At 73.1% G+C, this 24,214-nt stretch carries 24 protein-coding genes; 11 read left to right on the top strand and 13 right to left on the bottom strand.

Features of this window, described 5'->3' with window-relative positions:
• Positions 1-57 precede the first annotated feature (57 nt).
• On the top strand, positions 58-819 hold the full coding sequence (locus OG332_RS13385) for an SDR family oxidoreductase (protein WP_327413680.1): 762 nt from the start codon (positions 58-60) through the stop codon (positions 817-819).
• A gap of 42 nt (positions 820-861) precedes the next feature.
• Here the strand turns inward: OG332_RS13385 and OG332_RS13380 are convergent, their stop codons facing one another.
• Positions 862-1,155 (bottom strand): hypothetical protein, encoded by a 294-nt coding sequence (locus OG332_RS13380; RefSeq protein WP_327413679.1) that lies wholly within the window; start codon positions 1,153-1,155, stop codon positions 862-864.
• A 120-nt stretch (positions 1,156-1,275) separates the two neighbouring features.
• On the opposite strand from OG332_RS13380, the gene OG332_RS13375 reads away from it, so the two are divergent.
• Both OG332_RS13375 and OG332_RS13370 read left to right on the top strand, forming a co-directional pair.
• Complete coding sequence (locus OG332_RS13375) at positions 1,276-2,142, top strand: PhzF family phenazine biosynthesis protein (protein WP_327413678.1); 867 nt, start codon at positions 1,276-1,278, stop codon at positions 2,140-2,142.
• A 328-nt stretch (positions 2,143-2,470) separates the two neighbouring features.
• Positions 2,471-3,040, top strand: a complete 570-nt coding sequence (locus OG332_RS13370; RefSeq protein WP_327413677.1) for a GNAT family N-acetyltransferase — start codon at positions 2,471-2,473, stop codon at positions 3,038-3,040.
• Positions 3,041-3,085: 45 nt separating this feature from the next.
• On the opposite strand, the gene efeU is transcribed toward OG332_RS13370, so the two are convergent.
• The 6 genes from efeU to OG332_RS13340 form a co-directional block, all read right to left on the bottom strand.
• Positions 3,086-3,934, bottom strand: a complete 849-nt coding sequence (gene efeU, locus OG332_RS13365; RefSeq protein WP_327413676.1) for an iron uptake transporter permease EfeU — start codon at positions 3,932-3,934, stop codon at positions 3,086-3,088.
• Between the two features lie 24 nt (positions 3,935-3,958).
• Positions 3,959-5,281, bottom strand: a complete 1,323-nt coding sequence (efeB, locus tag OG332_RS13360) for an iron uptake transporter deferrochelatase/peroxidase subunit (RefSeq protein WP_327413675.1) — start codon at positions 5,279-5,281, stop codon at positions 3,959-3,961.
• A 31-nt stretch (positions 5,282-5,312) separates the two neighbouring features.
• Entirely contained in the window at positions 5,313-6,467 is a 1,155-nt protein-coding gene (gene efeO / locus OG332_RS13355) for an iron uptake system protein EfeO (RefSeq protein WP_327413674.1), read from the bottom strand.
• Positions 6,468-6,666: 199 nt separating this feature from the next.
• A complete protein-coding gene (locus tag OG332_RS13350; protein WP_327419212.1) occupies positions 6,667-7,530 on the bottom strand; it encodes a heme ABC transporter ATP-binding protein in 864 nt (287 codons plus the stop codon).
• Positions 7,531-7,538: 8 nt separating this feature from the next.
• Entirely contained in the window at positions 7,539-8,612 is a 1,074-nt protein-coding gene (locus OG332_RS13345; RefSeq protein ID WP_327419211.1) for a FecCD family ABC transporter permease, read from the bottom strand.
• 265 nt (positions 8,613-8,877) lie between these two features.
• Positions 8,878-9,894 (bottom strand): heme/hemin ABC transporter substrate-binding protein, encoded by a 1,017-nt coding sequence (locus tag OG332_RS13340; RefSeq protein ID WP_327413673.1) that lies wholly within the window; start codon positions 9,892-9,894, stop codon positions 8,878-8,880.
• A 116-nt stretch (positions 9,895-10,010) separates the two neighbouring features.
• On the opposite strand from OG332_RS13340, the gene OG332_RS13335 reads away from it, so the two are divergent.
• The 4 genes from OG332_RS13335 to OG332_RS13320 are packed head-to-tail and all read left to right on the top strand — an operon-like array spanning position 10,011 to position 13,831.
• Positions 10,011-11,381, top strand: coding sequence for an HtaA domain-containing protein (locus OG332_RS13335; protein ID WP_327413672.1), 1,371 nt, complete (start codon positions 10,011-10,013; stop codon positions 11,379-11,381).
• Between the two features lie 46 nt (positions 11,382-11,427).
• Complete coding sequence (locus OG332_RS13330; RefSeq protein ID WP_327413671.1) at positions 11,428-12,840, top strand: HtaA domain-containing protein; 1,413 nt, start codon at positions 11,428-11,430, stop codon at positions 12,838-12,840.
• 19 nt (positions 12,841-12,859) lie between these two features.
• Positions 12,860-13,537, top strand: coding sequence for a PhzF family phenazine biosynthesis protein (locus OG332_RS13325; RefSeq protein ID WP_327413670.1), 678 nt, complete (start codon positions 12,860-12,862; stop codon positions 13,535-13,537).
• A 24-nt stretch (positions 13,538-13,561) separates the two neighbouring features.
• On the top strand, positions 13,562-13,831 hold the full coding sequence (locus OG332_RS13320; RefSeq protein ID WP_327413669.1) for a hypothetical protein: 270 nt from the start codon (positions 13,562-13,564) through the stop codon (positions 13,829-13,831).
• Between the two features lie 46 nt (positions 13,832-13,877).
• Here the strand turns inward: OG332_RS13320 and OG332_RS13315 are convergent, their stop codons facing one another.
• Positions 13,878-14,525, bottom strand: a complete 648-nt coding sequence (locus tag OG332_RS13315) for a biliverdin-producing heme oxygenase (protein ID WP_327413668.1) — start codon at positions 14,523-14,525, stop codon at positions 13,878-13,880.
• 150 nt (positions 14,526-14,675) lie between these two features.
• Positions 14,676-15,533: a type I methionyl aminopeptidase gene (map, locus tag OG332_RS13310; RefSeq protein ID WP_327413667.1), complete on the bottom strand. Its 858-nt coding sequence runs from the start codon at positions 15,531-15,533 to the stop codon at positions 14,676-14,678.
• A 72-nt stretch (positions 15,534-15,605) separates the two neighbouring features.
• Between map and OG332_RS13305 the strand changes: the two genes are divergently transcribed.
• Complete coding sequence (locus OG332_RS13305; protein ID WP_327413666.1) at positions 15,606-15,842, top strand: hypothetical protein; 237 nt, start codon at positions 15,606-15,608, stop codon at positions 15,840-15,842.
• Between the two features lie 43 nt (positions 15,843-15,885).
• Here the strand turns inward: OG332_RS13305 and OG332_RS13300 are convergent, their stop codons facing one another.
• Complete coding sequence (locus OG332_RS13300) at positions 15,886-16,491, bottom strand: hypothetical protein (RefSeq protein WP_327413665.1); 606 nt, start codon at positions 16,489-16,491, stop codon at positions 15,886-15,888.
• A 95-nt stretch (positions 16,492-16,586) separates the two neighbouring features.
• On the opposite strand from OG332_RS13300, the gene npdG reads away from it, so the two are divergent.
• Together npdG and OG332_RS13290 are read left to right on the top strand one after the other, a co-directional pair.
• Positions 16,587-17,291, top strand: coding sequence for an NADPH-dependent F420 reductase (gene npdG, locus OG332_RS13295; RefSeq protein WP_327413664.1), 705 nt, complete (start codon positions 16,587-16,589; stop codon positions 17,289-17,291).
• A 91-nt stretch (positions 17,292-17,382) separates the two neighbouring features.
• Complete coding sequence (locus OG332_RS13290; protein WP_327413663.1) at positions 17,383-17,565, top strand: hypothetical protein; 183 nt, start codon at positions 17,383-17,385, stop codon at positions 17,563-17,565.
• A gap of 19 nt (positions 17,566-17,584) precedes the next feature.
• Here the strand turns inward: OG332_RS13290 and OG332_RS13285 are convergent, their stop codons facing one another.
• The gene (locus OG332_RS13285; RefSeq protein ID WP_327413662.1) at positions 17,585-18,379 is read right to left on the bottom strand and encodes a site-2 protease family protein; all 795 of its coding nucleotides are present in this window, start codon (positions 18,377-18,379) and stop codon (positions 17,585-17,587) included.
• A 73-nt stretch (positions 18,380-18,452) separates the two neighbouring features.
• Here OG332_RS13285 and OG332_RS13280 point away from each other — a divergent pair, with 73 nt between their 5' ends.
• The gene (locus tag OG332_RS13280; RefSeq protein ID WP_327413661.1) at positions 18,453-22,151 is read left to right on the top strand and encodes an AfsR/SARP family transcriptional regulator; all 3,699 of its coding nucleotides are present in this window, start codon (positions 18,453-18,455) and stop codon (positions 22,149-22,151) included.
• Between the two features lie 56 nt (positions 22,152-22,207).
• On the opposite strand, the gene OG332_RS13275 is transcribed toward OG332_RS13280, so the two are convergent.
• Entirely contained in the window at positions 22,208-23,059 is an 852-nt protein-coding gene (locus OG332_RS13275; protein ID WP_327413660.1) for an ABC transporter permease, read from the bottom strand.
• Positions 23,056-24,069, bottom strand: coding sequence for an ATP-binding cassette domain-containing protein (locus OG332_RS13270; protein WP_327413659.1), 1,014 nt, complete (start codon positions 24,067-24,069; stop codon positions 23,056-23,058). Before OG332_RS13270 ends, OG332_RS13275 begins: the two co-directional genes overlap by 4 nt.
• Between the last annotated feature and the right edge of the window lie 145 nt (positions 24,070-24,214).

Raw genomic sequence — 24,214 nt, 5'->3', positions numbered from 1 at the left:
TCTCAGCAATCGGAACGTCCGGGGACCGGGCCGCGGTGTGACGTACCCTGCGGCCCCATGGACGAACGTACGAAGAAGATCGCCGTGGTGACCGGCGCCGGATCCGGCATCGGCCGCTCCGTGGCGCTGACCCTGGCCGCGGCGGGCTGGTCCGTGGCCATCGCGGGCCGCCGGACCGAGCCGCTGGAGGAGACCGCCGCCGCGGCCGGAGCCGACGCCGACGTGCTGTGCGTACGGGCGGACGTGAGCCACCCGGACGACGTGACTGCGCTGTTCGAGTCAGTGCGAGCCCGGTACGGGCGCCTCGACCTGCTCTTCAACAACGCGGGCACCTTCGGGCCCGGCGGGGTCCCGCTGGAGGACATCACCTACGAGGCCTGGCGCTCGGTCGTGGACGTCAACCTGACCGGCGCCTTCCTGTGCGCACAGGCCGCCTTCCGCCAGATGAAGCAGCAGGACCCGCAGGGCGGCCGCATCATCAACAACGGCTCCGTCTCGGCGCACGTGCCGCGCCCGAACTCCATCGCCTACACCGCCACCAAGCACGCGATGACGGGCCTGACGAAGTCCCTGTCGCTGGACGGGCGTCCGCACCGGATCGCCTGCGGCCAGATCGACATCGGCAACGCGGCGACCGAGATGACCGAGCGGATGCAGACCGGCATCCTCCAGGCCAACGGACAGCTCGCCGTCGAACCGGTGATGGACGCCGCGGACGTGGCCCGTATGGTCCTGCACATGGCGGAGCTCCCGCTGGAGGCGAACGTGCAGTTCGCGACGGTGATGGCGACGTCGATGCCGTACATCGGGCGGGGGTAGAGGGGGCCCTGGCGGCTCCTGGATCCCGGCTCCGGACCGGACCTAGTCGGTCCCGTGCCGGGTGCGAGCCGTGAGCAGGCCCTGGACGAACGGATCGGCGTCCGGGGCGTACGGGCCCCGGTGCGCGGCCAGGTGTTCCTCAATGCGCTCCCACTCGGCGACGACGGCCGGGTCGGCGCCCTCCGCACGGGCCGCCTCCAGCGCGGCCTCCGCCTGGTGGTGCCCCATCCCGACGGCCTCGGCGCGCACCCGGTCGACGCCGGCGCGCTCTCCCGGGGCCGGGTCGTGCGGCTCGTGGGCGGCCTCCACGGCGGCCTCGTCAGGATGCCCGGTCATCGTCGTCCCCGTTCTCGCGGTGCGTGCCGGTCGCCCTGCGCGTACCCCGCCGCGGGTCGTCCACCCCGCCCGGCACGAAAGGCCTGGACCCCGCACGGCACTCCGGACGATCATGGCCGCATGACCGATACCGAGGTACTGCGCTACACCGCCTTCTCCCACGACCCCGACGGCGGCAACCCCGCCGGGGTCGTGCTCGACGCGGCCGGGCTGGACGACGGCGCGATGCTCGCGATCGCCGCCCGGCTGGGGTACAGCGAGACGGCCTTCCTGACCGCCCCGCCCGAGGCGCTCGGCGCCCCGTCGGACCGGTCCTTCACCGTGCGGTACTTCAGCCCGAAGGGGGAGGTCCCCTTCTGCGGGCACGCCACGGTGGCCACGGCCGTGGCACTGGCGGAGCGGACCGGGCCGGGGGAGCTGCTCCTCGCGACCCGGGCGGGCACCGTGCCGGTGTCCGTCACCGCCGAGGACGGCGGGCGGCTGCGGGCCACGCTGACCAGCGTCGAGCCGCACGTCGAGGAGATCGGAGCGGCCGACCTCGCCGAGGCGCTGGCCGCGCTGGACTGGCCGGTGGGGGACCTGGACCCGGCCTTCCCGCCCCGGATCGCCTACGCCGGAGCCCGCCACCTGGTGCTCGGCGCCGCCACCCGGGCCCGGCTCGCGGACCTCGCCTACGACTTCGCCCGGCTGGAGGCCCTGATGCGGCGCCTGGACCTCACCACGGTCCAGCTGGTGCACCGGGCGGGCCCCGCGGAGTTCCACGTACGGGACCCGTTCCCGGTCGGCGGCGTCGTCGAGGACCCCGCCACGGGGGCCGCCGCGGCCGCGTTCGGCGCGTACGCCCGGGAGCTCGGGCTGGTACCGGCGGACGCCGTGCTCACCCTCCACCAGGGCGAGGACATGGGCCGCCCGGGGGTGCTCACGGTCGAACTGCGTGCGGGTGACCCCCGGGTCAGGGTCGGCGGCGAGGGCGTCCGCATCGCGTGAGCACGTACACCGGCCCCGGGGACAGCCTGCGCGGCCCGACCGCCGGGGCTCCGGCCCAGACCCGGACCGCCGGTCCGGGGCCGAGCCTGCGCGCCGCCACGTGGGCTCCGCCCCGGGGCCGACCGGATGTCAGCCCGTGCGGCCCAGCTGCTGGGGCTCCGCCCCAGACCCCGCTCCTCAATCGCCGGAGGGGCTGGACTTGGCGCGCTGGAGTGCCCGCAGGGCAATTCCAGCCCGCTCGGCGTTCGAGGGCCGGGGGTTCCCCCGGACGAAGCCTGGGGGCGGGGTCCCCGGCAGCGGCGCTGCACTCGAGTCAGAAGGGGCGTCCATGAGGGTGGTCGGTTTTGCCGAGGCGGATCTGCCTGCGGGGCTGGCTCGGCAGGTGGCCGCGTTGGAGGACGCGGCCTGGCCGGGGGCCGAGCCGGGGCACGATCCGGCCCTGGCTCCGCGCGCCCTGCTCCTGCTGGCCGCCGACGGCACCGTGGCCGCCTCGCTGGCGCTGCTGTTCAAGGAGGTCCGGCTCGCGGGGCGAACCTACAGGGCGGCCGGGCTGAGTGCGGTCGTGACCCGGCCCGCGCTGCGCGGCCGGGGGTACGGGGCCCGCCTGGTGGCGGCGGCCCGCGCCGAACTCGCGGCGGACCGGGCCGTGGACCTCGCGCTCTTCAGCTGCGACCGCCCGCTGGCGCCGTTCTACGAGGCGGCCGGCTTCGCACAGCTGCCCGGCACGGTGCTGCTCGGCGACGCCCCCGGGGATCCGGAGCCGCTCGCCACCGACGCCCCCGGCTTCGACAAGGTGGTGCTGGCGGCCTTCTTCACGGACGACCCGGGCCGGGACCGCGCGGCCTTCACCGGGGTCCGCGTACCGCTCCACCCCGGACGCACCGACAGGCTGTGGTGAGCGGGCCGAAGAGCCCTCACCACAGCCTGTCGGCCGGTCGGTCGGTCAGCTCGCGGGTGCGGCGTCCGCCGGCTGCGCCTTCGGGCCCGCCGGGCGGCTGCGGTCGACGAGGAACAGCACCAGCACGGGGAGCACGTACAGCGTCCACACCGTGAGCTGAAGGACGGTGGGGTCCGGCTGGAAGTTGAAGACGCCCTTGAGCAGCGTCCCGTACCAGCTGTCCGGCGGGACGGTGGAGCTGACGTCGAAGGCCTTGTTCCCGAGGCCGCCCAGGAACCGGGCCTCCTGGAGGTCGTGGACCCCGTACGCGAGCACGCCCGCGGCCACGACGACCAGCATGGCGCCGGTCCACTTGAAGAATTTCGCCAGATTGATCTTCAGGGCGCCCCGGTAGAACAGGTAGCCCAGCACGATCGCCGTCGCGATGCCCAGCAGCACACCGATCAGCGGCGCCGAGGAGCCCTCGCCGCTGGCCCGTACCGACGCCCACACGAACAGCGCGGTCTCCAGGCCCTCGCGGCCGACGGCCAGGAAGGCGGTGGCGACCAGCGCGCCGGTGCCCATGGCGAGTGCCGTGTCGAGCTTGCCGTGCAGCTCGGCCTTCAGATGCCGCGCGGTGCGCTTCATCCAGAAGACCATCCACGTCACCAGAGCCACCGAGATGATGGAAAGGGTGCCGCCGAGCAGCTCCTGCGCCTCGAAGGTCAGCTCCTGGGTACCGAATTCGAGCATCGCGCCGAAGGTGAGCGAGAGCCCGCAGGCGATCCCGATGCCGAGCCACACGGGACGCAGGGCGTCCCGGCGCTCGGTCTTCACCAGGTACGCGACGAGGATGCAGACGACCAGGCTGGCCTCCAGCCCCTCGCGCAGGCCGATCAGATAATTGCCGAACACGGCGGTTCCTTCTCTCCGACTGGCTTACGCGAACAGCGTCCGGCCCCACCAGTCGTCCTTGTCGCGGACGCCCGGCGGGACGGCGAAGATCGCCGAACCCACGTGCTGGATGTATTCGTTGAGGACGTCGGCCTTCGCCAGCTGGCGCTGGATCGGGATGAAGCCCTTGCGGACGTCGCGCTGGAAGGCGAGGAAGAACAGGCCCGCGTCGAGGCGGCCCAGACCGTCCGTGCCGTCGGTGAAGGAGTAGCCGCGGCGCAGGATCGTCGCACCGTTGTTGGTGTCCGGGTGCGCCAGGCGGACGTGCGCCTCCGGCTTCATCGCCTTCAGGAAGGGCTCGTCGCGCTCCTTTGACTTGCCGACGGGGGCGCCCTCGCCCTTGTCGCGGCCGAAGATGTCCTCCTGCTCCCCGAGCGGAGTGCGGTCCCAGGTCTCGATGTTCATCCGGATCCGACGGGCCACCAGGTACGAGCCGCCGGTCAGCCAGTCGCTGCCGTCGCCCGCGCCGACCCACACGTGCTTCTCCAGGGCCGCCTTGTCGGTGCCCGAGATGTTCCGGGTGCCGTCCTTGAAGCCCATCATGTTGCGCGGGGTCTGCTCTTCGGGCGTGGTCGACGAGGTCTTGCCGAAGCCCAGCTGCGACCAGCGCACCGCGGTCCTGCCGAACCCGATGCGGGCCAGCTGGCGGATGGCGTGCACGGCGACCTGCGGGTCGTCGGCGCAGGCCTGGACGCACAGGTCGCCGCCGGAGCGGGCCGGGTCCAGGTTGTCACCGGGGAACAGCTCCAGGTCGACCAGCGCCTCGGGGCGCTTGCCCTCCAGCCCGAACCGGTCCTTGGCGAACAGGCCCGGTCCGAAACCGATGGTCAGGGTCAGGCGGGAGGCCTTCAGGCCCAACGCCTCGCCCGTGTCGTCCGGCGGGGCCTCCGGGAGACCGCCGAAGCCGCCCTCGCCGACCGGCAGACCGGCCGTCATGCGGCGGGCCGCCTCGGTCCACTCCTTCAGGAGCTTGACGAGCTCCTCGCGGCTCTTCGTCTTCACGTCGAAGGCCGCGAAGTGCAGGCGGTCCTGCACGGCGCTCGCTATACCGGCCTGGTGCTCGCCGTGGAAGGGCACGGCGGCCCCGGCCGCGGCGGCCGAGACCATGTCCGACCCGCCGCCGAAGGCGGCCACCGCGCCGCCGGCCGTGGCCGCGCCGAGCGCGAGCCCGGCACCGCCCCAGCCCAGGACGGAACGCCGCGAGGGCGCCGCCTGCGGTGCGGCGTCGGCCGGGGACGCGCCGGCCTCCTGATGGGGGTGCTGCGGCTCGGACGCCGTCGGCTCCGACTGCGACTGCGACTCGGTCATGGTGCTCTCCTGCCTCCCTCTGTCCCTGCTGTTACTTCGTGACCGCGGCGGCGAGCTTGGAGAGCGGCTCACCGAGGGCGCTGACCGCGTCCGAGAGCTCCTTGCGCTCCAGCTCGCCGACCTTGTCGTACGCGGTGAACTCGTAGGACGCCTTGTCCGTCCGGTACTTGTCCAGCAGCACCGTCATCGCCGCGAACTGGGTGTCCAGCTGCTTGACGAGCTCCGGGTCGTTCTTCGTGGCGATCGGCTTCAGCAGCTCGTACGCCTTCTGCGCACCCTCGATGTTGGCCTTGAAGTCGACCAGGTCGGTGCGGGAGTAACGCTCCTCCTCACCCGTGACCTTGCCGGTGGCGACCTCGTCGAGGAGCTCCTTGGCGCCGTTGGCCATCGAGCTGGGGGTGATCTCCGCCGTGCCGACCTTCTTCTGCCAGTCGGCCAGGTCCGCCATCAGGGTGTCGGCGAGCTTCTTCTCGTCGTCGCCGATCTTGTTGTCGGCCCACAGGGCCTTCTCCAGACGGTGCCAGCCGGTCCAGTCCTTCGCCGGGTCCTGGCCGGCCTCCAGACCGTCCTCGCGGACGTCGACCTTGGGGTCGATGTCGCCGAAGGACTCGGCGACCGGCTCGGTGCGCTCCCAGCCGATGCGCGAGGGGGCGTACAGCTTCTTCGCGGCCTCGATGTCGCCGGCCTTGACGGCGTCGGCGAAGGCCTGTGCCTTGGGGAGGGTCTCCTCGGCCTGGGCGATCACGTAGGCGCGGTAGGCGGCGACCGCGGCGTCCGCCTCGGGGCTGCGCTTCTCCTCGGCGGCGCCCTTGCCGGTGGCCTTGACCTTCTTGGCTATGCCGTCGCCCTTCATGCCGGGCTTGCAGACGATCTCGTAGTCGCCCGCCTTGATCTCGGCGGTGATGGAGGCCTTGGTGCCGGGGCCGATGTTCTCGCGCTCGGTCACGATGCGGGCGTCCGGGAAGAGGACGTAGACCTCGGTGACCTTCGAGCCCTTGTTCTCGACGTCGATCTGCACCTTGCCCGACGGGAACTCCGTCTTCGACACGTCGCAGGCGCTGTCGGAGGCCGCGACCTTGATCACGTCGTCGCCGCCGGCGTCGCTCTTCTGGGAGCAGCCGGTGACGGCGGTCAGGGCGGCCGCGACGGAGGCGGCGGCGATGACGGTGAGGCGGGCGGGGCGCATGGCGGGCTCCTGGGCGTCGGACGATGGGGCCGTCCCAAGGGGGAGAGGCCGGTGAGGCGGACCTAACTTAACCGAGGCTTACCTGAGTCATACCCACGCGTCCAGTGATTCAGCTCTCACCTTCCCGCGGCGGGCACCGGCCGGACACGGGCCCGTCACGGACCTTCCACGGCCACCCCATGGCCAGGTCAAGTCGAGGTCAAGCCGGCTGGTCCTTCCGTACTGCGGAAGGCTCCGCCGCCCGTACGGGGACCACCAGCGGGGCACCGGTGCGCGGGTGCGGGAGCACCTCCACCGGCTGCCGGTAGACCCGGCTGAGCAAGGCGTCCTCGAACACCTCGGCCGGCGGGCCGGCCGCGGCGATCCGGCCGTCGTGCAGGACGGCGGCCCGGTCCGCGTAGGCGGCGGCCAGACCCAGGTCGTGCAGGACGACGACCACCGCGTCCCCGGCCGCGGCCCGCTCCCGGCAGATCCGCAGCACGAGCTCCTGGTGGCGCAGGTCGAGCGCGGCGGTGGGCTCGTCGAGCAGGAGCAGCGGGGCCCCCTGGGCCAGTACGCGGGCCAGTGCCACCCGGGCCCGCTCGCCGCCGGAGAGGGCGGAGAAGGGGCGGGCGGCGAACTCCGTCACCTCGGTGGCGGCCATCGCGGTGGCCACCGCCTCCTCGTCCGCCTCGGCGAGGAGAGTGCCGGCCCAGGGGGCGCGGCCCATCCGTACGACGTCCTCCACCGGAAAAGGGAAGGACAGTGCGGCCGACTGGGGGAGTACGGAGCGGCGCAGCGCCAGATCCGGGGTGCTCCAGTCGCCCACCGGGCGGCCGTCGATCCGGACCTCCCCGGAAGCGGCGGGTAGGTCGGCGGCGAGTGCGGCCAGCAGGGTGGACTTGCCGGCGCCGTTGGGGCCGACCAGCGCCAGTACCTCGCCGGACCGGGCGGTCAGGTCGATGCCCGAGAGGACCTCGCGCCCGCCGAGGCGGACGTGCAGGTCCACGATCTCGGCGAGGGGCGTGCCGGGGGCGGGGCGGGGTGGGAAGGTGCGCTTGTTCCGGGCGATCAGCCCGATCAGCCTGCTGGTCACGCCCAGCCTCCTTGCTTGCGGCGGGTGCGGCGCAGCAGCCAGAAGAAGAACGGGCTGCCGATCAGGGCGGTGAGCACACCGAGGGGCAGCTCGGCGGGCTGGGCGAGGGTCCGGGCGGCCAGGTCGCCCGCGACGAGGACCACGGCTCCGGCGAGCGCGCTGCCGGGGACGAGGAAGCGGTGGCCGGGGCCGTTGGCCATGCGCAGCAGGTGCGGGACGAGCAGCCCGATGAAGGTGATGACCCCGGCGACGGCCACGGCGGCGGCGGTCAGCAGTGCGACGACCAGGATGAGGGCGAGGCGCAGCCGCTCGACGTCGATGCCGAGGTGGCGGGCCGGGCGTTCGCCGAGGGAGAGCAGGTCGAGGCGGCGGGCGTAGAAGGGGGCGATCAGCAGGCCGGCGAGGGCGCAGGGCAGGACGGCGAGCACCTTGGGCCAGGTGGCCTGGGCGAGGGAGCCGAGCTGCCAGAAGGTGATCTGGTTGACCTGGCCGCTGTCCGCGAAGAAGACGAACAGGCCGATGAGGGCGCCGGCGAAGGCGTTCACGGCGATGCCGGTGAGGATGAGCGTGACGACCTCGGTCTTCCCGCCGTTGCGCGAGAGGAGGTAGACCGAGCTGACGGTGATCAGGCCCGCGATGAACGCGCAGACGGTGATCGTCCAGTTGCCGAGGAAGCCGAGGCCGAGGCCGATGGCGGCGACTGCGCCGACGGCGGCGCCGGCCGAGATGCCGATGACGCCGGGCTCGGCCAGGGGGTTGCCGAAGACGCCCTGCATGAGCGCGCCCGCGCAGCCGAGGCTGGCGCCGACGAGCAGCGCGAGGACGACGCGGGGGAGGCGTACGTTCCACAGCACGCTCTCGCCGACGCGGTCGAGGGGGGTTCCGCCGAGGCCGATGCGGTGCTGGACGGAGGCGAGTACGTCGGGGGTGGGGATGCGGTAGGCGCCGGTTCCGGCGGAGACGAGGGCGAGGAGGAGCAGGGTGGCGACCAGGGCCGCCGTGAGCAGGAAGGCCTTTCGGCCGCGCGGCTTGGCGGGGGCTGTTCCGCCGGGGCCCGGCGGTTGCGGCAGGGCCGAGCCCCGGGCGGCCGTGCCGTTGTCCGTGCCGGGGGCGGTCGGCGGGGTGGGGCCGGGCACGCGCCGGGGCGCCTCCTCGGGCGCCGAACGTGGCGGGGGGTCGGAGGGCCGGGCCACCTTGCGTTCGACGCCCTGCGGGGAGCGCCCCGGCACACACCCGTCCCCGGCGGGAGCGGTGGGCGGGTCGGTGTCGGGCGGCGGCGCCTGCGTGGCCCCGTCGGAGCCGGTGGTGGGGTGCGTGGGGTCGTAGAGGGGCACTTCAGGCGGCCTTGCCGTAGAGCTGGGTCACCAGGGAGGACAGCACCTGGTCGGTGCGGGGGCCGTAGTTGAGGAGGACGCCGTCGTCGACCGTGACCACTCGGCGGTCCATGCCGGCCGGGGTCTGGGCGACGCCCGGGATCTTCACCAGGCCGTCGATGCCGCCGACCGATTCGAGGCCCTTGGACATGACCAGGATCGCGTCGGGGGCGGCGGCCGCGAGGGCCTCGCTGGTGATCGGGGTGAAGTCCTTGCCGAGGCCGGACTCCTTGCCGGTGTCGACCGCGCCGGCCGCTTCCAGCAGGGAGGCGGCGCCGGAGTCCGAGCCGCCCAGCAGGTAGACGGAGGCGGTGCCGCGGAGGTAGAGGAAGGCCACCCGGGGCTTCTTTCCGGAAGCGGTCGGAATGTCCTTGCGGGCCGCCGTGATCCGGTCGGCGGTGCGCTGGGTCAGCAGGGTGCCCGCGTCCTTGACGCCCAGGGCGGTGGCGACCGTGTCGATGCGCTTCGGCACGTCGTCCAGGGACGTGGCCGGGGCGACGACGAGGACGGGGATGCCCGCGTCGCGGATCTGCTGGATCGCTTCCGCGGGGCCGCTGGTGGTCTCCGCCATGACGAGGGTCGGGCGGAGGGACAGGACGCTCTCGGCGGAGACGTCGTGGCCACGTGTCACCACCGGCAGGTCCGCGGCCTGTTCGAAGGTGGCGGTGATGTCCCGGGCGACGACCTGCTTGCCGAGGCCGAGTGTGTGGACGATCTCGTTGAGGCTGCCGGTCAGCGGGACGACGCGGTCCGCGGAGGTGATGGTGACCTGGGCGCCGTCGGCCGAGGGCACCGTCACCGGCAGTGCGGGCTGCGGCGCCGGAGCGAGTGGTTCCACCCGGTCCGGGACGGCGGCTGCGCTGGGGGCCGATGAGCCCGGGGTGGTGGCCGTACCTCCGCAGCCCGTCAGTGCGAGTGCCAGTGCTGCCACGGCGACTGCGAGACGGGGAATGCGGTGTGACGCGGCGGGCGTAGGCACGAAGGCACCGTCCTGGTCGTCCGACTGAGGTTCTGGGGACCGGGGGGTTACGAACCCGGCCGCGCTTAACTTAGGTTAGCCTAACCTTGCTTAGCCAGACCCGGGAGGGGACGTTCATGTCCGCAAGACCCGTCCGCGCGTTCGCCGTCACGCTGTTGGCGGCCCTGTTGGGGGCCCTGCTCCCGGCGACCGCCGCCCACGCGGGCACCGTGCAGGGGGGTCGGCTCGACTGGGGTATCAAATCGTCTTTCCAGAGTTATGTCACCGGTCCGGTCGCAAAAGGCGGTTTCACGCTGAAGAGCGGAGCCGCCACGGTCGGCGGCAGTCTGTTCCGGTTCCACTCGGCGGCCGGCTCCTACGACCCGGGCTCCGGCACCTTCGAAGCCTCCTACTCGGGCGGGGTGACCTTCCGGGGACACCAGAAGCCCGACGGGGTCCACGAGCTGGACATGACCGTCAGCCGCCCCACCGTCAAGATCAGCGGGGGCAGCGGCACCCTGTATGTGGACGTCTCCAGCAAGGCCAAGGACACCGGCGCGGTCAGCAACCAGTCCCAGGTGCCCTTCGCCACGCTCGGCCTCGGCGGCATCAACATGAAGGGCGGCGCCAGCCCGCTGACCCTCGCGAACATCCCCGCCACCCTCACCGCGCAGGGCGCCCAGGCCTTCGCCGGCTACTACGCGGCCGGCACGCAGCTCGACCCCGTCTCGCTCTCCGCCGACGTCAAGGCCGCCCCGGCCGAGGAGCCCTCGCCGTCGGCGACCCCGCAGCCGGGCGCCACGGCGCAGACCCCGCAGACGCAGGGCGCCTTCGCCGACGCCGCCGTCGACTGGGGGGTGCGCCGCACCTTCCGCGAGTACGTCACCGGCTCGGTCGGCCAGGGCGAGTGGACCCTCGCCGAGGGTGCCCAGGACGGCGGCGCGCTGTTCCGCTTCCCGCAGGGCAAGGGCGCGTACGACGGCGGGAAAGGCACTCTTGACGCGGCCTTCTCCGGCACCGTCCAGTTCACCGGCGCCCATCTGGACCTCAAGCTCGGCAAGGTGGGCGTCAAGGTGGACAACGGCAAGGGCGTCCTGTCCGCGGACGTGACCACCGGCGGCGAGACGAAGAACGCCGTCCCGCTGGTGGAGTTCGACGCCAAGGGCCTGAAGACCGAGGGCGGACTGGCCACCCTGACCGAAGCGCCGACCGTCCTCACCGAGGGCGGATCGCAGGCCTTCAACTCGATGTACAAGGCGGGCACGGAGATGGATCCCGTCTCGCTCGCCGTCGCCCTCGACGCCACCGCGAAGCTGCCGGCGCTGCCCGACCTGGGCTCCACGGCCTCGCCCGCGCCCGCGTCGCCGGCCGCCGAGCCCGCTCCCGCCGCGAAGGCCGAGCAGTCCTCCAGTACCGGGCTGTTCATCGCCCTGGCCGTGGCCGTACTGGTCCTGGCCGGCGGCGCCGCCTTCCTGGTGGTCCGCAAGCGGCGTGCGGCCGCCGAGTAGTTCCCCTTCCTCCTTCCCCTTCCTTGTCCCCCGGGAGTCCCCAGCCATGTCGTCCATCCGCCGCCCGATCGCCCTCGCGGCCGCCGTCCTCACCGCCGCCGCGCTCGGCTCCACCGCCTTTGCCCTGCCCGCCACCGCCGCGGGCGGGCCCCCGACCGCACCGATGGAGATCATCGGAGGCTCCCTCGACTGGGGCGTGCTCGCGAGCTACCGCGCCTACGTGACCGGCATGGCCAAGGGCACCATCACCGTGGCGGACGGCGCCAGGCAGAACGAGGACGGCACGCTGCGCTTCGTCGAGCCGACCGGGCAGTACGACCCGGCCGGCGGCCACGTGGTGAAGGCGGCCTTCAAGGGCAGCGTCACCTTCTCCTCGCCGGCCCCGCCGACCGGCCACGGCTTCGAGGTCACGCTCTCGGACTTCCGTATCGACACCGGCACCGGGAAGCTCACCGCGGACGTCACCAAGGCCGGTACGACGACGCAGGACGTGCCGCTGGCCAAGGTGGCCTTCGCCGGCCAGGCGATGACCAACCTGGCGACCACGCTCACCAAGGAGGCGGCCGACGCGCTCGGTTCGCCGGGCTACGAGGACAAGGCGGGCGACCCGCTCACCGCGAAGCTGGACTTCAAGCAGCCCACCCCGGACCCCGAGCCCACCCCGCCGAAGCCCACCCCCACGAAGCCCGCGCCCACCGCCCCGCAGCCCACCGCTCCGGCCGACGGCGTGCAGAAGGTCCTCGGCGGCAAGCTGACGTGGGGCGTGAAGGAGTCCTTCCGCAGGTACGTGCTGGGCGCCGGCTCGATCACCCCGGCCGGCGGGGCCGCCAGGAACGGAGAGCTGTACGACTTCGCCTTCGGCAAGGGTGAGCTGGACGTCAAGAAGCAGAAGCTGAACGCCTCCTTCGAGGGCAACCTCCGCTTCCAGTACGCGGCCCACGGCATCGACATGACCTTCGCCAACCCCCGCATGGACGCCACCGGCAAGGCCGGCACCCTCTATCTGGACGTCAAGAACGCCTCGGGCAGCAAGACGGCCGTCCCCTTCGCCACGCTCGACCTGTCAAAAACCGACTACAAGACCAAGAACGGCGTGCTCGCCCTGAACGCCGTCCCGGCCGCCTTCACCGCCGAGGGCGCGGCGGCCTTCGCCAACGACACCACCGGCTCCATGTACAAGGCGGGCGACGCGATCGACCCGCTCACCTTCTCCGTGGCCGTGGACAAGGACGCCACCCTGCCGACGACGACGGGCGGCACGACCGGCGCTGCGGGGGGCACCGGCACCACGGGCGGTACGGGCGCCAGCGTGGGCGGTGGCGGCTCCGCCGGCGGCAACCTCGCCGACACCGGCGCCGAGATCCCGGCCGCGGTCCTGCTCACCACCTCCGGCGTGGCCGTCGCGGCCGGCGCGGGCGCGATGTTCCTCGCGCGCAGGCGGCGCACGGCCCAGGTCTGAGCCGTGCTTGAATTCCCGCGTGAACGATCTCGACGTGCTGAAGGTCTTCTGCGCGGGTGACGGCCGGTACGGCAACCTGCTCGGTGTCGTACGCGACGGCCGGACCTGCCCCGACGACGCGTCCCGGCAGGCGCTGGCCGCCGAACTCGGATACAGCGAGACGGTGTTCATCGACGACCCCGAGCGCGGGGTCGTCGACATCCGCACCCCCGGCACGCGGATGTCCTTCGCCGGACATCCGCTGGTCGGGGTCGCGTGGTTGCTGGACATCGAGGAGCTCCAGCCGCCCGCCGGATCCGTATGGGCCCGGGACGACGGGGAGTTCACCTGGATCACGGCCCGCGCCGAGTGGGTCGAGGGCAAGCGCACCGAGCAGTACGGATCCGTCGCCGAGGTCGAGGCGCTCCCGGCCCCGCCGCCGGGCGAGGGCTGGCTCTACGCCTGGGCGTGGGAGGACGAGACCGCGGGCCGCGTGCGGGCCCGAGGCTTCCCGCGCCGCCCCGACGGGATCATCGCCGAGGACGAAGCCACCGGCTCGGCCGCGATCCTGCTGACGGCCCAGCTGAACCGCGCCCTGAACATCACCCAGGGCGCCGGCTCCCAGATCCTCACCGCCCCCGGCCCCGACGGCACCGTCGAGATCGGCGGCCGCGTCCGCTTCGCCCGGGCGGTCACACCGGTGGCCCCCCACGGGTGATCGTCTGCCGTCAGGCTGCCGCGCGTGAGCGGAATGGCCCTCGGCCCCCTGCGCACCTCCGCCCTCATCGTCGACGGGGACGGGCGCTCGGTGATCTCGCCCGGGTCCGTCGCCGCCCGGGTACTGGACGGCGACGTCGAACCGCCCGCGGAGATGCCGGCCTGGCGGGAGGAGATCGCGGCCGAGGAGGACCGGGTGCGCGAGGCGGGCGACCGGGTCCCGGTGTGGAACGGCCCGCGCTGTGCCGTCGAGTCCCTCGACGTCTCGCGGACGGCCCTGCGCCGGCTCCGCTGATCGGCGGGGGCCGGTCCACTGATCGGCGGGGCCGGCCCCGCCGGGGCTACGCGCTGAGCCGGAACTCCTCGCCCAGCTCGCGGAAGACCGCGCCGTTGAAGTCGAAGGCGCGCTTGCACTCGTCGATGATGCGCTGCTTCTCCAGGTCGTCCGCGGCGATCGCGTCCAGCAGCTCGCGGTAGGTCCGCTTGAAGGCCGCCGGATTGGAGATGTCCGCGAAGACGTAGAACCGGACGCCGTCGCCCTTGCGCTCGAAGCCCCAGGTGCGCTCGGCCTTGTCGCGGATGATCTGGCCGCCGGAGAGGTCGCCCAGGTAGCGGGTGTAGTGGTGGGCGACGTACCCGCCCGGCCACTCGGCCGCGCACTCGGCCACGCGGGCGGCGTACGCCTGCGTCGCGGGCAGCGCCACCACGTTCTCCCGCCAGTTTGGGCCCAGCAGGTGGGCGAGGTCGCGCTCGATCTCGGCGACGCGCATCAGCTCGGGCCGGATGAACGGGCCGGCCACCGGATCGTTCCTGAGGGACTCGGCCGCATCCTCCAGGGCCCGGTACACGAACCACAGCTGTTCGGTGTAGCGCGTGTACGCGTCCACGCCGAGCCGTCCGCCGAGCAGGTCGCTCATGAAGGTCGACGTCTCGGCCTCGGTGTGCTGCTCGTGCGAAGCGACGCGGATGACCGTAGAGAAGGCGTCCAAGGCGGACCTCCAGGAAGAGGAAACAGGCGTGGCGGCAGTGCCGCCACGCCTGATCCTCCTACTTAGGCTTGCCTAAGTCAATGTGTTCCCGACGTCTTGTCGGCAAAAAGGTCCGCCCCGGGGATCCGGCTGGGATCCCGCCGGGACCCGCTACGGCAGGGTCAGGATCTCCGCCCCCGAGTCCGTCACCACCAGCGTGTGCTCGAACTGCGCGGTCCGCTTGCGGTCCTTCGTGACGACGGTCCAGCCGTCCGCCCACATGTCGTACTCGTGGGTGCCCAGGGTCAGCATCGGCTCGATGGTGAAGGTCATGCCGGGCTCGATGACGGTCGTGGCGTGCGGGCTGTCGTAGTGCGGAATGATCAGGCCGGAGTGGAAGGAGGAGTTGATGCCGTGGCCGGTGAAGTCCCGGACCACGCCGTAGCCGAAGCGCTTCGCGTACGACTCGATGACCCGGCCGATGATGTTGATCTGGCGGCCCGGCTTGACGGCCTTGATGGCGCGGTTCAGCGCCTCGCGGGTGCGCTCGACGAGCAGCTTCGACTCCTCGTCCACCTCCCCGCACAGGTAGGTGGCGTTGTTGTCGCCGTGCACCCCGCCGATGTACGCGGTCACGTCGAGGTTCACGATGTCGCCGTCGCGCAGGACGGTGGAGTCCGGGATGCCGTGACAGATGACCTCGTTCACGGAGGAGCACAGCGACTTCGGGAAACCGCGGTAGCCGAGCGTCGAGGGATAGGCGCCGTGGTCGCACATGTACGCGTGGGCGACCCGGTCGAGCTCGTCGGTGGTCACCCCCGGCGCGATCAGCTTGGCGGCCTCTTCCATCGCCTGGGCGGCGATCCGGCCGGCGATGCGCATGGCCTCGATGGTCTCGGCCGTCTGCACCTCCGGTCCGGTGTACGGAGTGGGCGCGGGCTTGCCCACGTACTCGGGCCGGCGGATGTTTCCGGGAACGGAACGGACGGGAGAAAGCTCGCCTGGTACGAGCAGCGACTGGCCAGACATGCAAGCGAGTGTATCCAGCGGGGATGGGGCAGCATGGCGGCAGAGAGCGGTAACGAGAGGAGCCTGACAACGATGGCCCTGTTCAAGAAGCGCCAGGTGGGCAAAGCGGGCGAGTGGTACTACTGCCTGGTCCACAACAAGGTCGAAGAAGGCCCCGAGTGCCCGGCGAAGGACCGTTTCGGCCCGTACGAGACGCCCGAGGCGGCGGGCCACGCCATGGAGACGGCGCAGGAACGCAACCTCGAATGGCAGAACGACCCCAAGTGGAACGACAAGACCCGCGAGGAAGAAGAGGGCACGCCCTCCTGACGGTCCGGCGCCACCGGCGGCCGGGCAGCGCGCGCGGTCCCGGCTACCAGCGGCTGGGCGGCGGCGCGGTCAACTGGTCGGCCAGCCGTGCCAGCCGGTCCCGGAAACGGCGCGGCCCGCGCTGCACCGGCAGGCCGTTCTCCCCGGCCGCCGCGCTGACCAGGTGCTGCACCGTGTCCAGGTTCAGTTCGGCGCCTGCCTCCGGCACCGACAGCACCTCGTGCGCGAGCGTGCCCAGATCCGGATCCCCGCCGTCCAGGGACAGGACGGTCGCCCCCGCGCGCCGGGCTTCGTGGACGCGCTCCAGCAGCCCCTCGCCCGGCTCCCCGGGCGCCACCACCAGCAGCGTGTGCCCGCGCCGGGCCGCCGCCAGCCTGCCCAGCCCCACCGACAGGTGCGCCGGCTCTCCGGGCCGCACCCGGTGGCGTACGAGCGTGGGCGCCAGCTCCGGCAGACCCGACCATGCGGCCTCGTCCACCAGGTGCGCCGCCAGATGCCAGGGCTCGTAGCCCTCCGTCCCCACCAGCAGCAGGTTCCCGCCGGCCGGTACGACGGACCGGCGCAGCGAACCTGCGAAGCGGCGGGCGGCGCCCGGCCACTGCGTACCGGCGAGCACCTCGCGCAGCAGCGCGACCCTCACGGCGTCCATGGCGGCATCCTGCCGCATGGAAGGGACATAGGGGAGCAGTACGGGAGCGTTCCCTCCCCTTCGACTGTGGCCTACCCGGCAGTACCCTCGCCCCCATGACTTCCTCAGACAGCACGCAGAAGCCGCCGGTCAAGGACCCGTGGGAGCTGCCGGACGTGTCCGGCCTCGTCGTCGGCGTCCTCGGCGGCACCGGCGACCAGGGCCGGGGCCTCGCCTACCGGCTCGCCAGGGCCGGCCAGAAGGTGATCATCGGCTCCCGTGCCGCCGACCGCGCCCGGACCGCCGCCGGCGAACTGGGCCTCGGGGTGGAGGGCGCCGACAACGCCGAGTGCGCGCGCCGCAGCGACATCGTGATCATCGCGGTGCCGTGGGAGGGCCACGCCAAGACCCTCGAAGCCCTGCGCGAAGACCTCGCGGGCAAGCTCGTCGTGGACTGCGTCAACCCGCTGGGCTTCGACAAGCAGGGCGCCTACGCCCTCCAGGTCGAAGAGGGCAGCGCCGCCCAGCAGGCCGCCGCCCTCCTCCCCGACTCCCGCGTCACGGCGGCCTTCCACCACCTCTCGGCGGTCCTCCTGCAGGACGAGTCGATCGACGAGATCGACACCGACGTGATGGTCCTCGGCGAATCCCGCGCCGACACGGACATCGTCCAGGCCCTCGCCGCCCGCGTCCCCGGCATGCGCGGCGTCTTCGCGGGCCGCCTGCGCAACGCCCACCAGGTCGAATCCCTGGTCGCCAACCTCATCTCCACCAACCGCCGCTACAAGGCCCACGCGGGCCTGCGCCTCACGGACGTCTGAGCCGGGCGGCCGGACCTTACGGCAGCACTGCGGGGCATGGGGGACACTGGAGGGGCTCGACCCCGTTCAGTGTCCCCGAGGAGCTCTTCCCATGCCCCGCCTTGCCGTCTTCGCCGTTGTCGTCTGCGTCCTTGCGGTGGCCGCGGCCGTCGTCGCCTTCGTGGAGGGCAGCTACCTCGGGATCGTCTGGGTGCTGCTCGCGGGGCTCACGTCCAACCTGGCCTGGTACTACCTGCGCAAGGCGAAGGCCGAGAAGGCCGCGCGGACCTCGTAGGGGGCCGGGCGGGGCCGCGTCAGGGGGCCTCGCAGAAGCTGCCGGCGTCCTGCCAGAAGCGGTAGAGGGCGTGGCCGCAGTCCGTCTCCAGGCCCGACACGCCCAGTGCGGACAGCAGGTCGCGCACCACGCCGAAGAAGAAGACGTTGACCTCCGGGATCCACAGCAGGGCGAAGACGGCGATCAGGCCGAACGGCGCCAGCGGCTCCACCTCGCGGCGCACCCGGTGCGACAGCCAGGGTTCGATGACCCCGTAGCCGTCGAGGCCCGGAACCGGCAGGAAGTTCAGGATCGCCGCCGAGACCTGGAGCAGGGCCAGGAAGGCGAGGGCGTAGCGGAAGGGCATCGGGACCCCGTCGAGGGCGTCCAGCCAGAACGGCGCCGTGCAGATGACGGCGAACGCCACGTTGGTCAGCGGGCCCGCCGCCGAGATGAGGCTGTGCTTCCAGCGCCCCCGGATCCGGCCGCGCTCGATGTAGACGGCGCCGCCGGGCAGGCCCAGCCCGCCCAGGATCACGAAGAGCACCGGCAGCACGATGCTGAGCAGCGCGTGCGAATAATTCAGCGGATTCAGCGTCAAGTAGCCCTTGGCGCCCACCGAGAGGTCGCCGCTGTGCAGGGCGGTGCGGGCGTGCGCGTACTCGTGCAGGCAGAGGGAGACGATCCACGCCGACGTCACGAAGAGGAACACCGCGAGCCCGGTGCTCGTCGAGTACCCCGTCCACACGGCCCAGCCGGTGACGGCCATGACGGCGAAGATGCCGAGGAATACCGAACTGATCCGCCGCTCGCCGCGGCTGCCCTGATGACCCATGCCGGGAAACCTATCCCGGCCGCCGAAGGGAAAATTGTTCGGGTCCGGGGCGGGCTGCGGGGACAATGGGCCGGTGCGTTACGGAATTCTCGGCACCGCCCAGGCCATCCACGACGACGGGACCCCCGTCGCCGTCGGCGGAGCGCGCCTGCGGGCGCTCCTGACCGCGCTCGCGCTGCGGCCGGGGCGGGTGGTGCCGGCCGCGCTGCTGGTCGCCGAGGTGTGGGACGGCGACCCGCCGGCCGACGCGGTGGCCGCCCTGCAGGCGCTGGTCGCCCGGCTGCGGCGGGCCCTCGGGCACGCCGCCGTGCGCTCCGCGGAGGGCGGCTACCAGCTCGCCGCCGAACGCGAGGACGTCGACCTGTACCGCTTCGAGCGCCTCGCACGGTCCGCGGCCGAGACGCGGGACCCGGCCGAGGCCGCCGCCCGGTACGAGGAGGCCCTCGCCCTGTGGCGCGGACCGGCCCTCGCCGACCTGCCGGACCCGGGCGCGGAGTCCGCGCGCTGGGAGGCCGTACGGATGGACGCGCGCCGGGGCCGGCTCGCGGCGGCCCTGGCCCTGGGCGGGGCCGAGCGGTCCCTGCCGGAGCTGACCGCGCTGTGCGCGCAGCAGCCGCTGGACGAGCCGCTGCAGGCCCTGCGCATCCGGGCGCTGCGCGACGCGGGCCGCCCGGCGGAGGCGCTGGCCGCGTACGACGCCGTACGCCGGGACCTGGCGGCCCGGCTCGGCACGGACCCGGGCCCCGCCCTGCGCACCCTGCACACCGAGCTCCTCACCCCCTCGACGCCCCGTCGACCCGAGCCCGCCCCCTACCCGGCCGACACCGGTGCCGCCGCGCACCCGGCACCGCCCGAGCAGGACCCCGCCGCCGGAACGCCGCCCGGACCCGGGCCGCACGGCGCCGCACCCCGCGCCGCACGGCAGCCGGGCGCCCCCGACCCCACCCCGGGCGGGCATCCGGCGCAGCCGGGCCAGGGCGCCGCCCCCTACGCCGCGGGTCATCCCGGGTCCGGGCCAGGCCCGTATCCGCCGTCGGCGCCCGGGGCGATAGGGCAGCCGGGCCAGGGCGCCGCCCCCTACGCCGCGGGTCATCCCGGGTCCGGGCCAGGCCCGTATCCGCCGTCGGCGCCCGGGGCGATAGGGCAGCCGGGCCAGGGCGCCGCCCCCTACGCCGCGGGTCACCCCGGGTCCGGGCCAGGCCCGTATCCGCCGTCGGCGTCCGGGGCGTCCCGGCAGGCCGGTCGGGGGAGCGGGAATCTGCGGGCTCGGCTCACCACCTTCGTCGGCCGTGAGGACGACATCCGCGTCATCGGGGAGGATCTCGCGCGGGCGCGGCTCGTCACGCTCCTCGGGCCCGGCGGGGCCGGCAAGACGCGGCTCTCGCAGGAGGCCGCCGAGGCGCACGACGCGCACGGCGGATGGCCCGACGGCGTGTGGTTCGTCGAGCTGGCCCCCGTGGACGACCCGGAGGACGTCGCCGAGGCCGCGCTCGCCGCGCTCGGAGCCCGGGAGACCAAGCTGCGCGGCGCCGCCGCCGAGGAGCTGCGCGCCCTGACCGACCGGACCGGCGACGCCCCGCTGGACCGGCTCGCCGAGCACTGCGCGCGGCAGCGGCTCCTTCTGCTGCTCGACAACTGCGAGCACGTCATCGGGGCGGCCGCCGAGCTGGCGGAGGAGCTCTTGGCACGCTGCCCGGGTGTGCAGATCCTGGCGACGAGCCGTGAACCCCTGGGCGTGCCGGGGGAGTCGCTGCGCCCGGTGGAGCCGCTGCCCGATCCCGTGGCGCTGCGGCTGCTCGGTGACCGCGGGGCCGCCGCCCGCCCGGGGTTCCGTACCGACGACGACCCGGCCGCGGCGGCCGAGATCTGCCGGCGCCTGGACGGTCTGCCGCTCGCCATCGAGCTGGCCGCGGCCCGGTTGCGGCTGCTCACCCCGCGTCAGATCGCCGACCGCCTCGACGACCGTTTCCGGCTGCTGACCAGCGGGGCCCGTACGGTCCTGCCCCGGCAGCAGACCCTGCGTGCCGTCGTCGACTGGTCCTGGGACCTCCTCGACGAGCCCGAACGCACCGTCCTGCGCCGTCTGTCCGTCTTCGCCGGCGGCTGCGACCTCGCCGCCGCCGAGGCCGTCTGCGCCGACCCGTCCTACGACACCGCAGACGTCCTCGGCTCCCTCGTCGACAAGTCCCTCGTCGTCGCCGCCCCCGGACCCGACGGCTCCGGCATGCGCTACCGCCTCCTGGAGACCGTCGCCGAGTACGCTGCCGAGCGCCTCGCCGCCGCCGGGGACGACCGCGAGCACACCGAGCGCCGCCACCTCGTCCACTACCGCGAACTGGCCCGCACCACCGAGCCGCTGCTCCGCGGTCACGGCCAGCGGGCCGCCACCGAGCGGCTCGTCACCGAGTACGAGAACATCCGTACCGCCCTGCGCCGCGCGGTCGCCGCCCGCGACGCCGGCGAAGTGCTGTGCCTCGTCCACTCCCTGGGCTGGTACTGGCACATGCACGACCTGGCCACCGAGTCCCGGCACTGGTCCGAGGCGGCCGCCGCGCTCGGCCCCAACCCCTTCGCGGCGCCCTCCGTCCCCGCCGAGCCCGTCCACGAGCGGATCGTCGACACGCCCCCGCCGTACAGCGGCGAACTCCTCACCGAGGCCTGGCGCGGCATCCAGCTGATCCGGCTGGCCGCCCGCGACCAGAACAGCGACACCTGGGACACCCCCGAGGTCCGTGCCCAGATCGACGGCGTGCTCGCCGCCTACCGGCCCGGGCTGCCGCAGACCTGCCGGTCCCCTGCCTCCCTCTGGATCTACGCCGTCATGATCGCGGGCGACCCCCGGCTGCTGCAGCGCGTCGTGGACGAGACCGTCGAGACCGCCCGTTCCTTCGGCTACCGCTGGGAGCTCGCCTCCGCCCTGCAGCTCCGGGCCAACATCCTCGCCAACCGGGCGGACTGGGCCGGCGACGCCTCCCGCGACGCCGAGGAGAGCCTGGCCCTCTTCCGCGAGCTCGGCGACGACTGGGGCTGCGCCGAGGCGCTGTCCGCGCGGGCCGAGTCCCGGGAGAAGCGCGGTATGTACGCGCCGGCCGCCGAGGACTTCCGGGCCGCGATCGAGCACGCCGAACGCCTGGGTGCCAAGGCCCAGGTGACGGTGTTGCGCGTACGGATGGCCGGAACGCTGGTCGAGAACGGGGAGGCCGAGGAGGCCGAGGCGATCCTCACCGAGATCACGGCACGGTGGCAGGGGTACGGCAACGAGGCCATGCCCGCCGCCCGGATGTTCCTCGCGGGCCTCCTCGGCCGCACCGGCCGGATCGCCGAGGCCCGGGCCCAGCTCGAGGCGCTGCGCGAGGACTTCGCGCTCGGCGCGTACGCCGTCTTCGACGTGTTCCTCCTCGCCACGATGGCCTGGCTGGACAACCAGGACGGCGAGTACGAGGAAGCGCTGGTGCGGATCCGCGAGGCCGCGGCCAGGGTCCGGGACCCGCTCGTGATGATGGTCGCCCCGCAACTGCCCGCCGTGTACCTGCTGACCGGGGCCGTCTCCCTCGTCTCGCTCGGCGGCCCGCGGCGCGAGTACGACGCCGCCCGGCTGTTCGGCGCCTACCGGACCCACCTCCCGCCCGGGCACTTCCCGATCACCACGGAACGCGAGGACGCCGCCCTCGTCGAGGAGCTGGCGAGGGCGGCGCTCGGCGACGCGGCCTACGAGAAGGCGTACGCCGAAGGCGGCGGCCTCACCATGGAGGAGGCCACCGCCCTCATCTGATCCGGCCCCCGGCCGGTGTCCGTCCGGGACGCGATCCGAACGGATCGGTCCGCGGATCAGGTCTTCTGGCGGAACTTCCGTACCGCGAGCGGCATGGTGACCGCGGTGATGGCGACCGACCAGGCCAGGGTCATCCACACCGAGTCGCCGACCGGCGCGTCGTTGATCAGGGCTCGGGCGGCGTCCGCCAGGTTCGACAGCGGGTTGTAGTCCGTGAAGGACTGCAGCCAGCCCGGCATCGTGGTCGGCGGGGCGAAGATCGAGCTGCCGAACTGCAGCGGCATCAGGACCATCATCGCCATGCCCTGGACCGCCTGCGGGGTCTTCAGGGTGAGACCGAGCAGGACGAAGATCCACATCAGCGAGGCGCCGAAGACGGCCGAGAGCCCGATGGCGAGGAACAGGCCCAGCACCGGTCCCTTGATCGACAGGCCGAGCAGGAAGCCCACGGCCAGCAGGATCGCGATGGCGACCATCATCCGGCCGAGCTCGACGACGATCTTGGCGATCAGTACCGAGGACCGGGCGATGGGCATGGACCGGAACCGGTCCATGACACCCTTCTTGAAGTCGTCGTTGACACCCGTGCCGACGCCCATGGCGATGTTCATGCCCATCATGGCCATGAGGCCCGGGACCACGTAGTTGACGTATTCCGCCTGGTTGCCCTTGCCGGAGATCGCGCCGCCGAAGACGAACACGAACAGCAGCGTGAAGATGATCGGCATGAACACGACGTCGAACATCGACTCGGGGTCCTGCTTGATCTGGAGGGCGTTGCGACGCACCAGGGCGCCGATGTGCCGCAGGTTGCCCCGCAGGCCGATCCGGCCCTCGCCGGGGTCCGCGGCCACCGGGGCCGGACCGGGCGCGGTGGGCGCGGGCTTCGTCGTGGTTACGGTGCTCATGCCGCGACCTCCTCGGTCTTCTCGGTGGGGACGGAGTCCTCGACGACGGTGGGCTTCTGGCCGGTGATGGCCAGGAACACCTCGTCGAGGCTGGGCAGGTAGGTGCCGAGATCGGCGATGGCGTACCCGCGGGCGGCCAGCAGGCCGACCACGGCGGTCAGCTGCTCGTCGCTCAGGATCGGGACCAGCAGCACGCCCTCGTCCGGTACGGCCTGGGTGCCGGCCACGCCGTCCAGTCCGGCCTCGGCCAGCGCGCGGGCCATGCCCGGCAGGTCGGCGGAGGCCACGGGGCGGATCTTCAGGGTGCGGCCGCCGACGCGCGCCTTCAGCTCGTCGACCTTGCCGTTGGCGATGACCTTGCCGCGGTCGATGACCGTCAGCTCGCCGGCGAGCTGCTCGGCCTCCTCCATGTACTGGGTGGTGAGCAGCACGGTGGCGCCCTCGGCGACCAGCCGCTGGACCTCGTCCCACACCTCGTTGCGGGTGCGCGGGTCGAGACCGGTGGTCGGCTCGTCCAGGTAGAGCACGGCCGGGTTGCCGATCAGGGAGGCGGCGAGGTCGAGCCGGCGGCGCATGCCGCCGGAGTAGTTCATGGCGGCCTTCTTGGCCGCCTCGGTCAGGGAGAACCGCTCCAGCATCTCGTCCGCGCGGCGGCGGGCGTCCTTGCGGGAGAGATCGAGCAGCCGCCCGATCATGTAGAGGTTCTCCCAGCCGGAGAGCTTCTCGTCGACCGAGGCGTACTGGCCGGTGAGGCCGATGGTGCGGCGCAGCTGCCGCGGCTGGCGGACCACGTCGTACCCGGCGACGACGGCCGTGCCGGAGTCGGGGGTGATCAGGGTGGAGAGGCAGCGGACCAGCGTCGTCTTGCCGGCGCCGTTGGGGCCGAGGACCCCGAGGACCGTGCCCTCCCGGACGTCCAGGTCGACACCGTCGAGGGCCTTGGTCTCGCCGTAGTGCTTGACCAGCCCCCGTACCTCCACGGCGTTGGGCTTGTTGTCGTTTCGCGTCATGCCCCCATGGGAGCAGCCGCCACTGACAAAGCACCGACAGCCGACCGACAAACGTACGACAGGCATACGACAGCCCGCCGACACACGGTCGGCGGGCTGTCGGTGGAGCGGTCGACGAGCGGTCGACGGGCGGTCGGCGGGCCGC

The sequence above is a fragment of the Streptomyces sp. NBC_01233 genome (assembly GCF_035989305.1).
Lineage (GTDB): Bacteria > Actinomycetota > Actinomycetes > Streptomycetales > Streptomycetaceae > Streptomyces.
Note: the sequence above shows the minus strand (reverse complement) of the source record. Positions and strands in the feature narration are given on the sequence as shown.

Excerpts from the sequence above, each read along its gene's own strand:
- efeB (WP_327413675.1), bottom strand. The coding sequence starts at position 5,281 with ATGACCGAGTCGCAGTCGCAGTCGGAGCCGACGGCGTCCGAGCCGCAG.
- OG332_RS13385 (WP_327413680.1), top strand. The coding sequence starts at position 58 with ATGGACGAACGTACGAAGAAGATCGCCGTGGTGACCGGCGCCGGATCC.
- OG332_RS13300 (WP_327413665.1), bottom strand. The coding sequence starts at position 16,491 with ATGGACGCCGTGAGGGTCGCGCTGCTGCGCGAGGTGCTCGCCGGTACG.
- efeO (WP_327413674.1), bottom strand. The coding sequence starts at position 6,467 with ATGCGCCCCGCCCGCCTCACCGTCATCGCCGCCGCCTCCGTCGCGGCC.
- OG332_RS13270 (WP_327413659.1), bottom strand. The coding sequence starts at position 24,069 with ATGACGCGAAACGACAACAAGCCCAACGCCGTGGAGGTACGGGGGCTG.
- OG332_RS13275 (WP_327413660.1), bottom strand. The coding sequence starts at position 23,059 with ATGAGCACCGTAACCACGACGAAGCCCGCGCCCACCGCGCCCGGTCCG.
- OG332_RS13290 (WP_327413663.1), top strand. The coding sequence starts at position 17,383 with ATGCCCCGCCTTGCCGTCTTCGCCGTTGTCGTCTGCGTCCTTGCGGTG.
- map (WP_327413667.1), bottom strand. The coding sequence starts at position 15,533 with ATGTCTGGCCAGTCGCTGCTCGTACCAGGCGAGCTTTCTCCCGTCCGT.
- OG332_RS13380 (WP_327413679.1), bottom strand. The coding sequence starts at position 1,155 with ATGACCGGGCATCCTGACGAGGCCGCCGTGGAGGCCGCCCACGAGCCG.
- OG332_RS13335 (WP_327413672.1), top strand. The coding sequence starts at position 10,011 with ATGTCCGCAAGACCCGTCCGCGCGTTCGCCGTCACGCTGTTGGCGGCC.
- npdG (WP_327413664.1), top strand. The coding sequence starts at position 16,587 with ATGACTTCCTCAGACAGCACGCAGAAGCCGCCGGTCAAGGACCCGTGG.
- OG332_RS13375 (WP_327413678.1), top strand. The coding sequence starts at position 1,276 with ATGACCGATACCGAGGTACTGCGCTACACCGCCTTCTCCCACGACCCC.
- OG332_RS13370 (WP_327413677.1), top strand. The coding sequence starts at position 2,471 with ATGAGGGTGGTCGGTTTTGCCGAGGCGGATCTGCCTGCGGGGCTGGCT.
- OG332_RS13330 (WP_327413671.1), top strand. The coding sequence starts at position 11,428 with ATGTCGTCCATCCGCCGCCCGATCGCCCTCGCGGCCGCCGTCCTCACC.
- OG332_RS13305 (WP_327413666.1), top strand. The coding sequence starts at position 15,606 with ATGGCCCTGTTCAAGAAGCGCCAGGTGGGCAAAGCGGGCGAGTGGTAC.
- OG332_RS13285 (WP_327413662.1), bottom strand. The coding sequence starts at position 18,379 with ATGGGTCATCAGGGCAGCCGCGGCGAGCGGCGGATCAGTTCGGTATTC.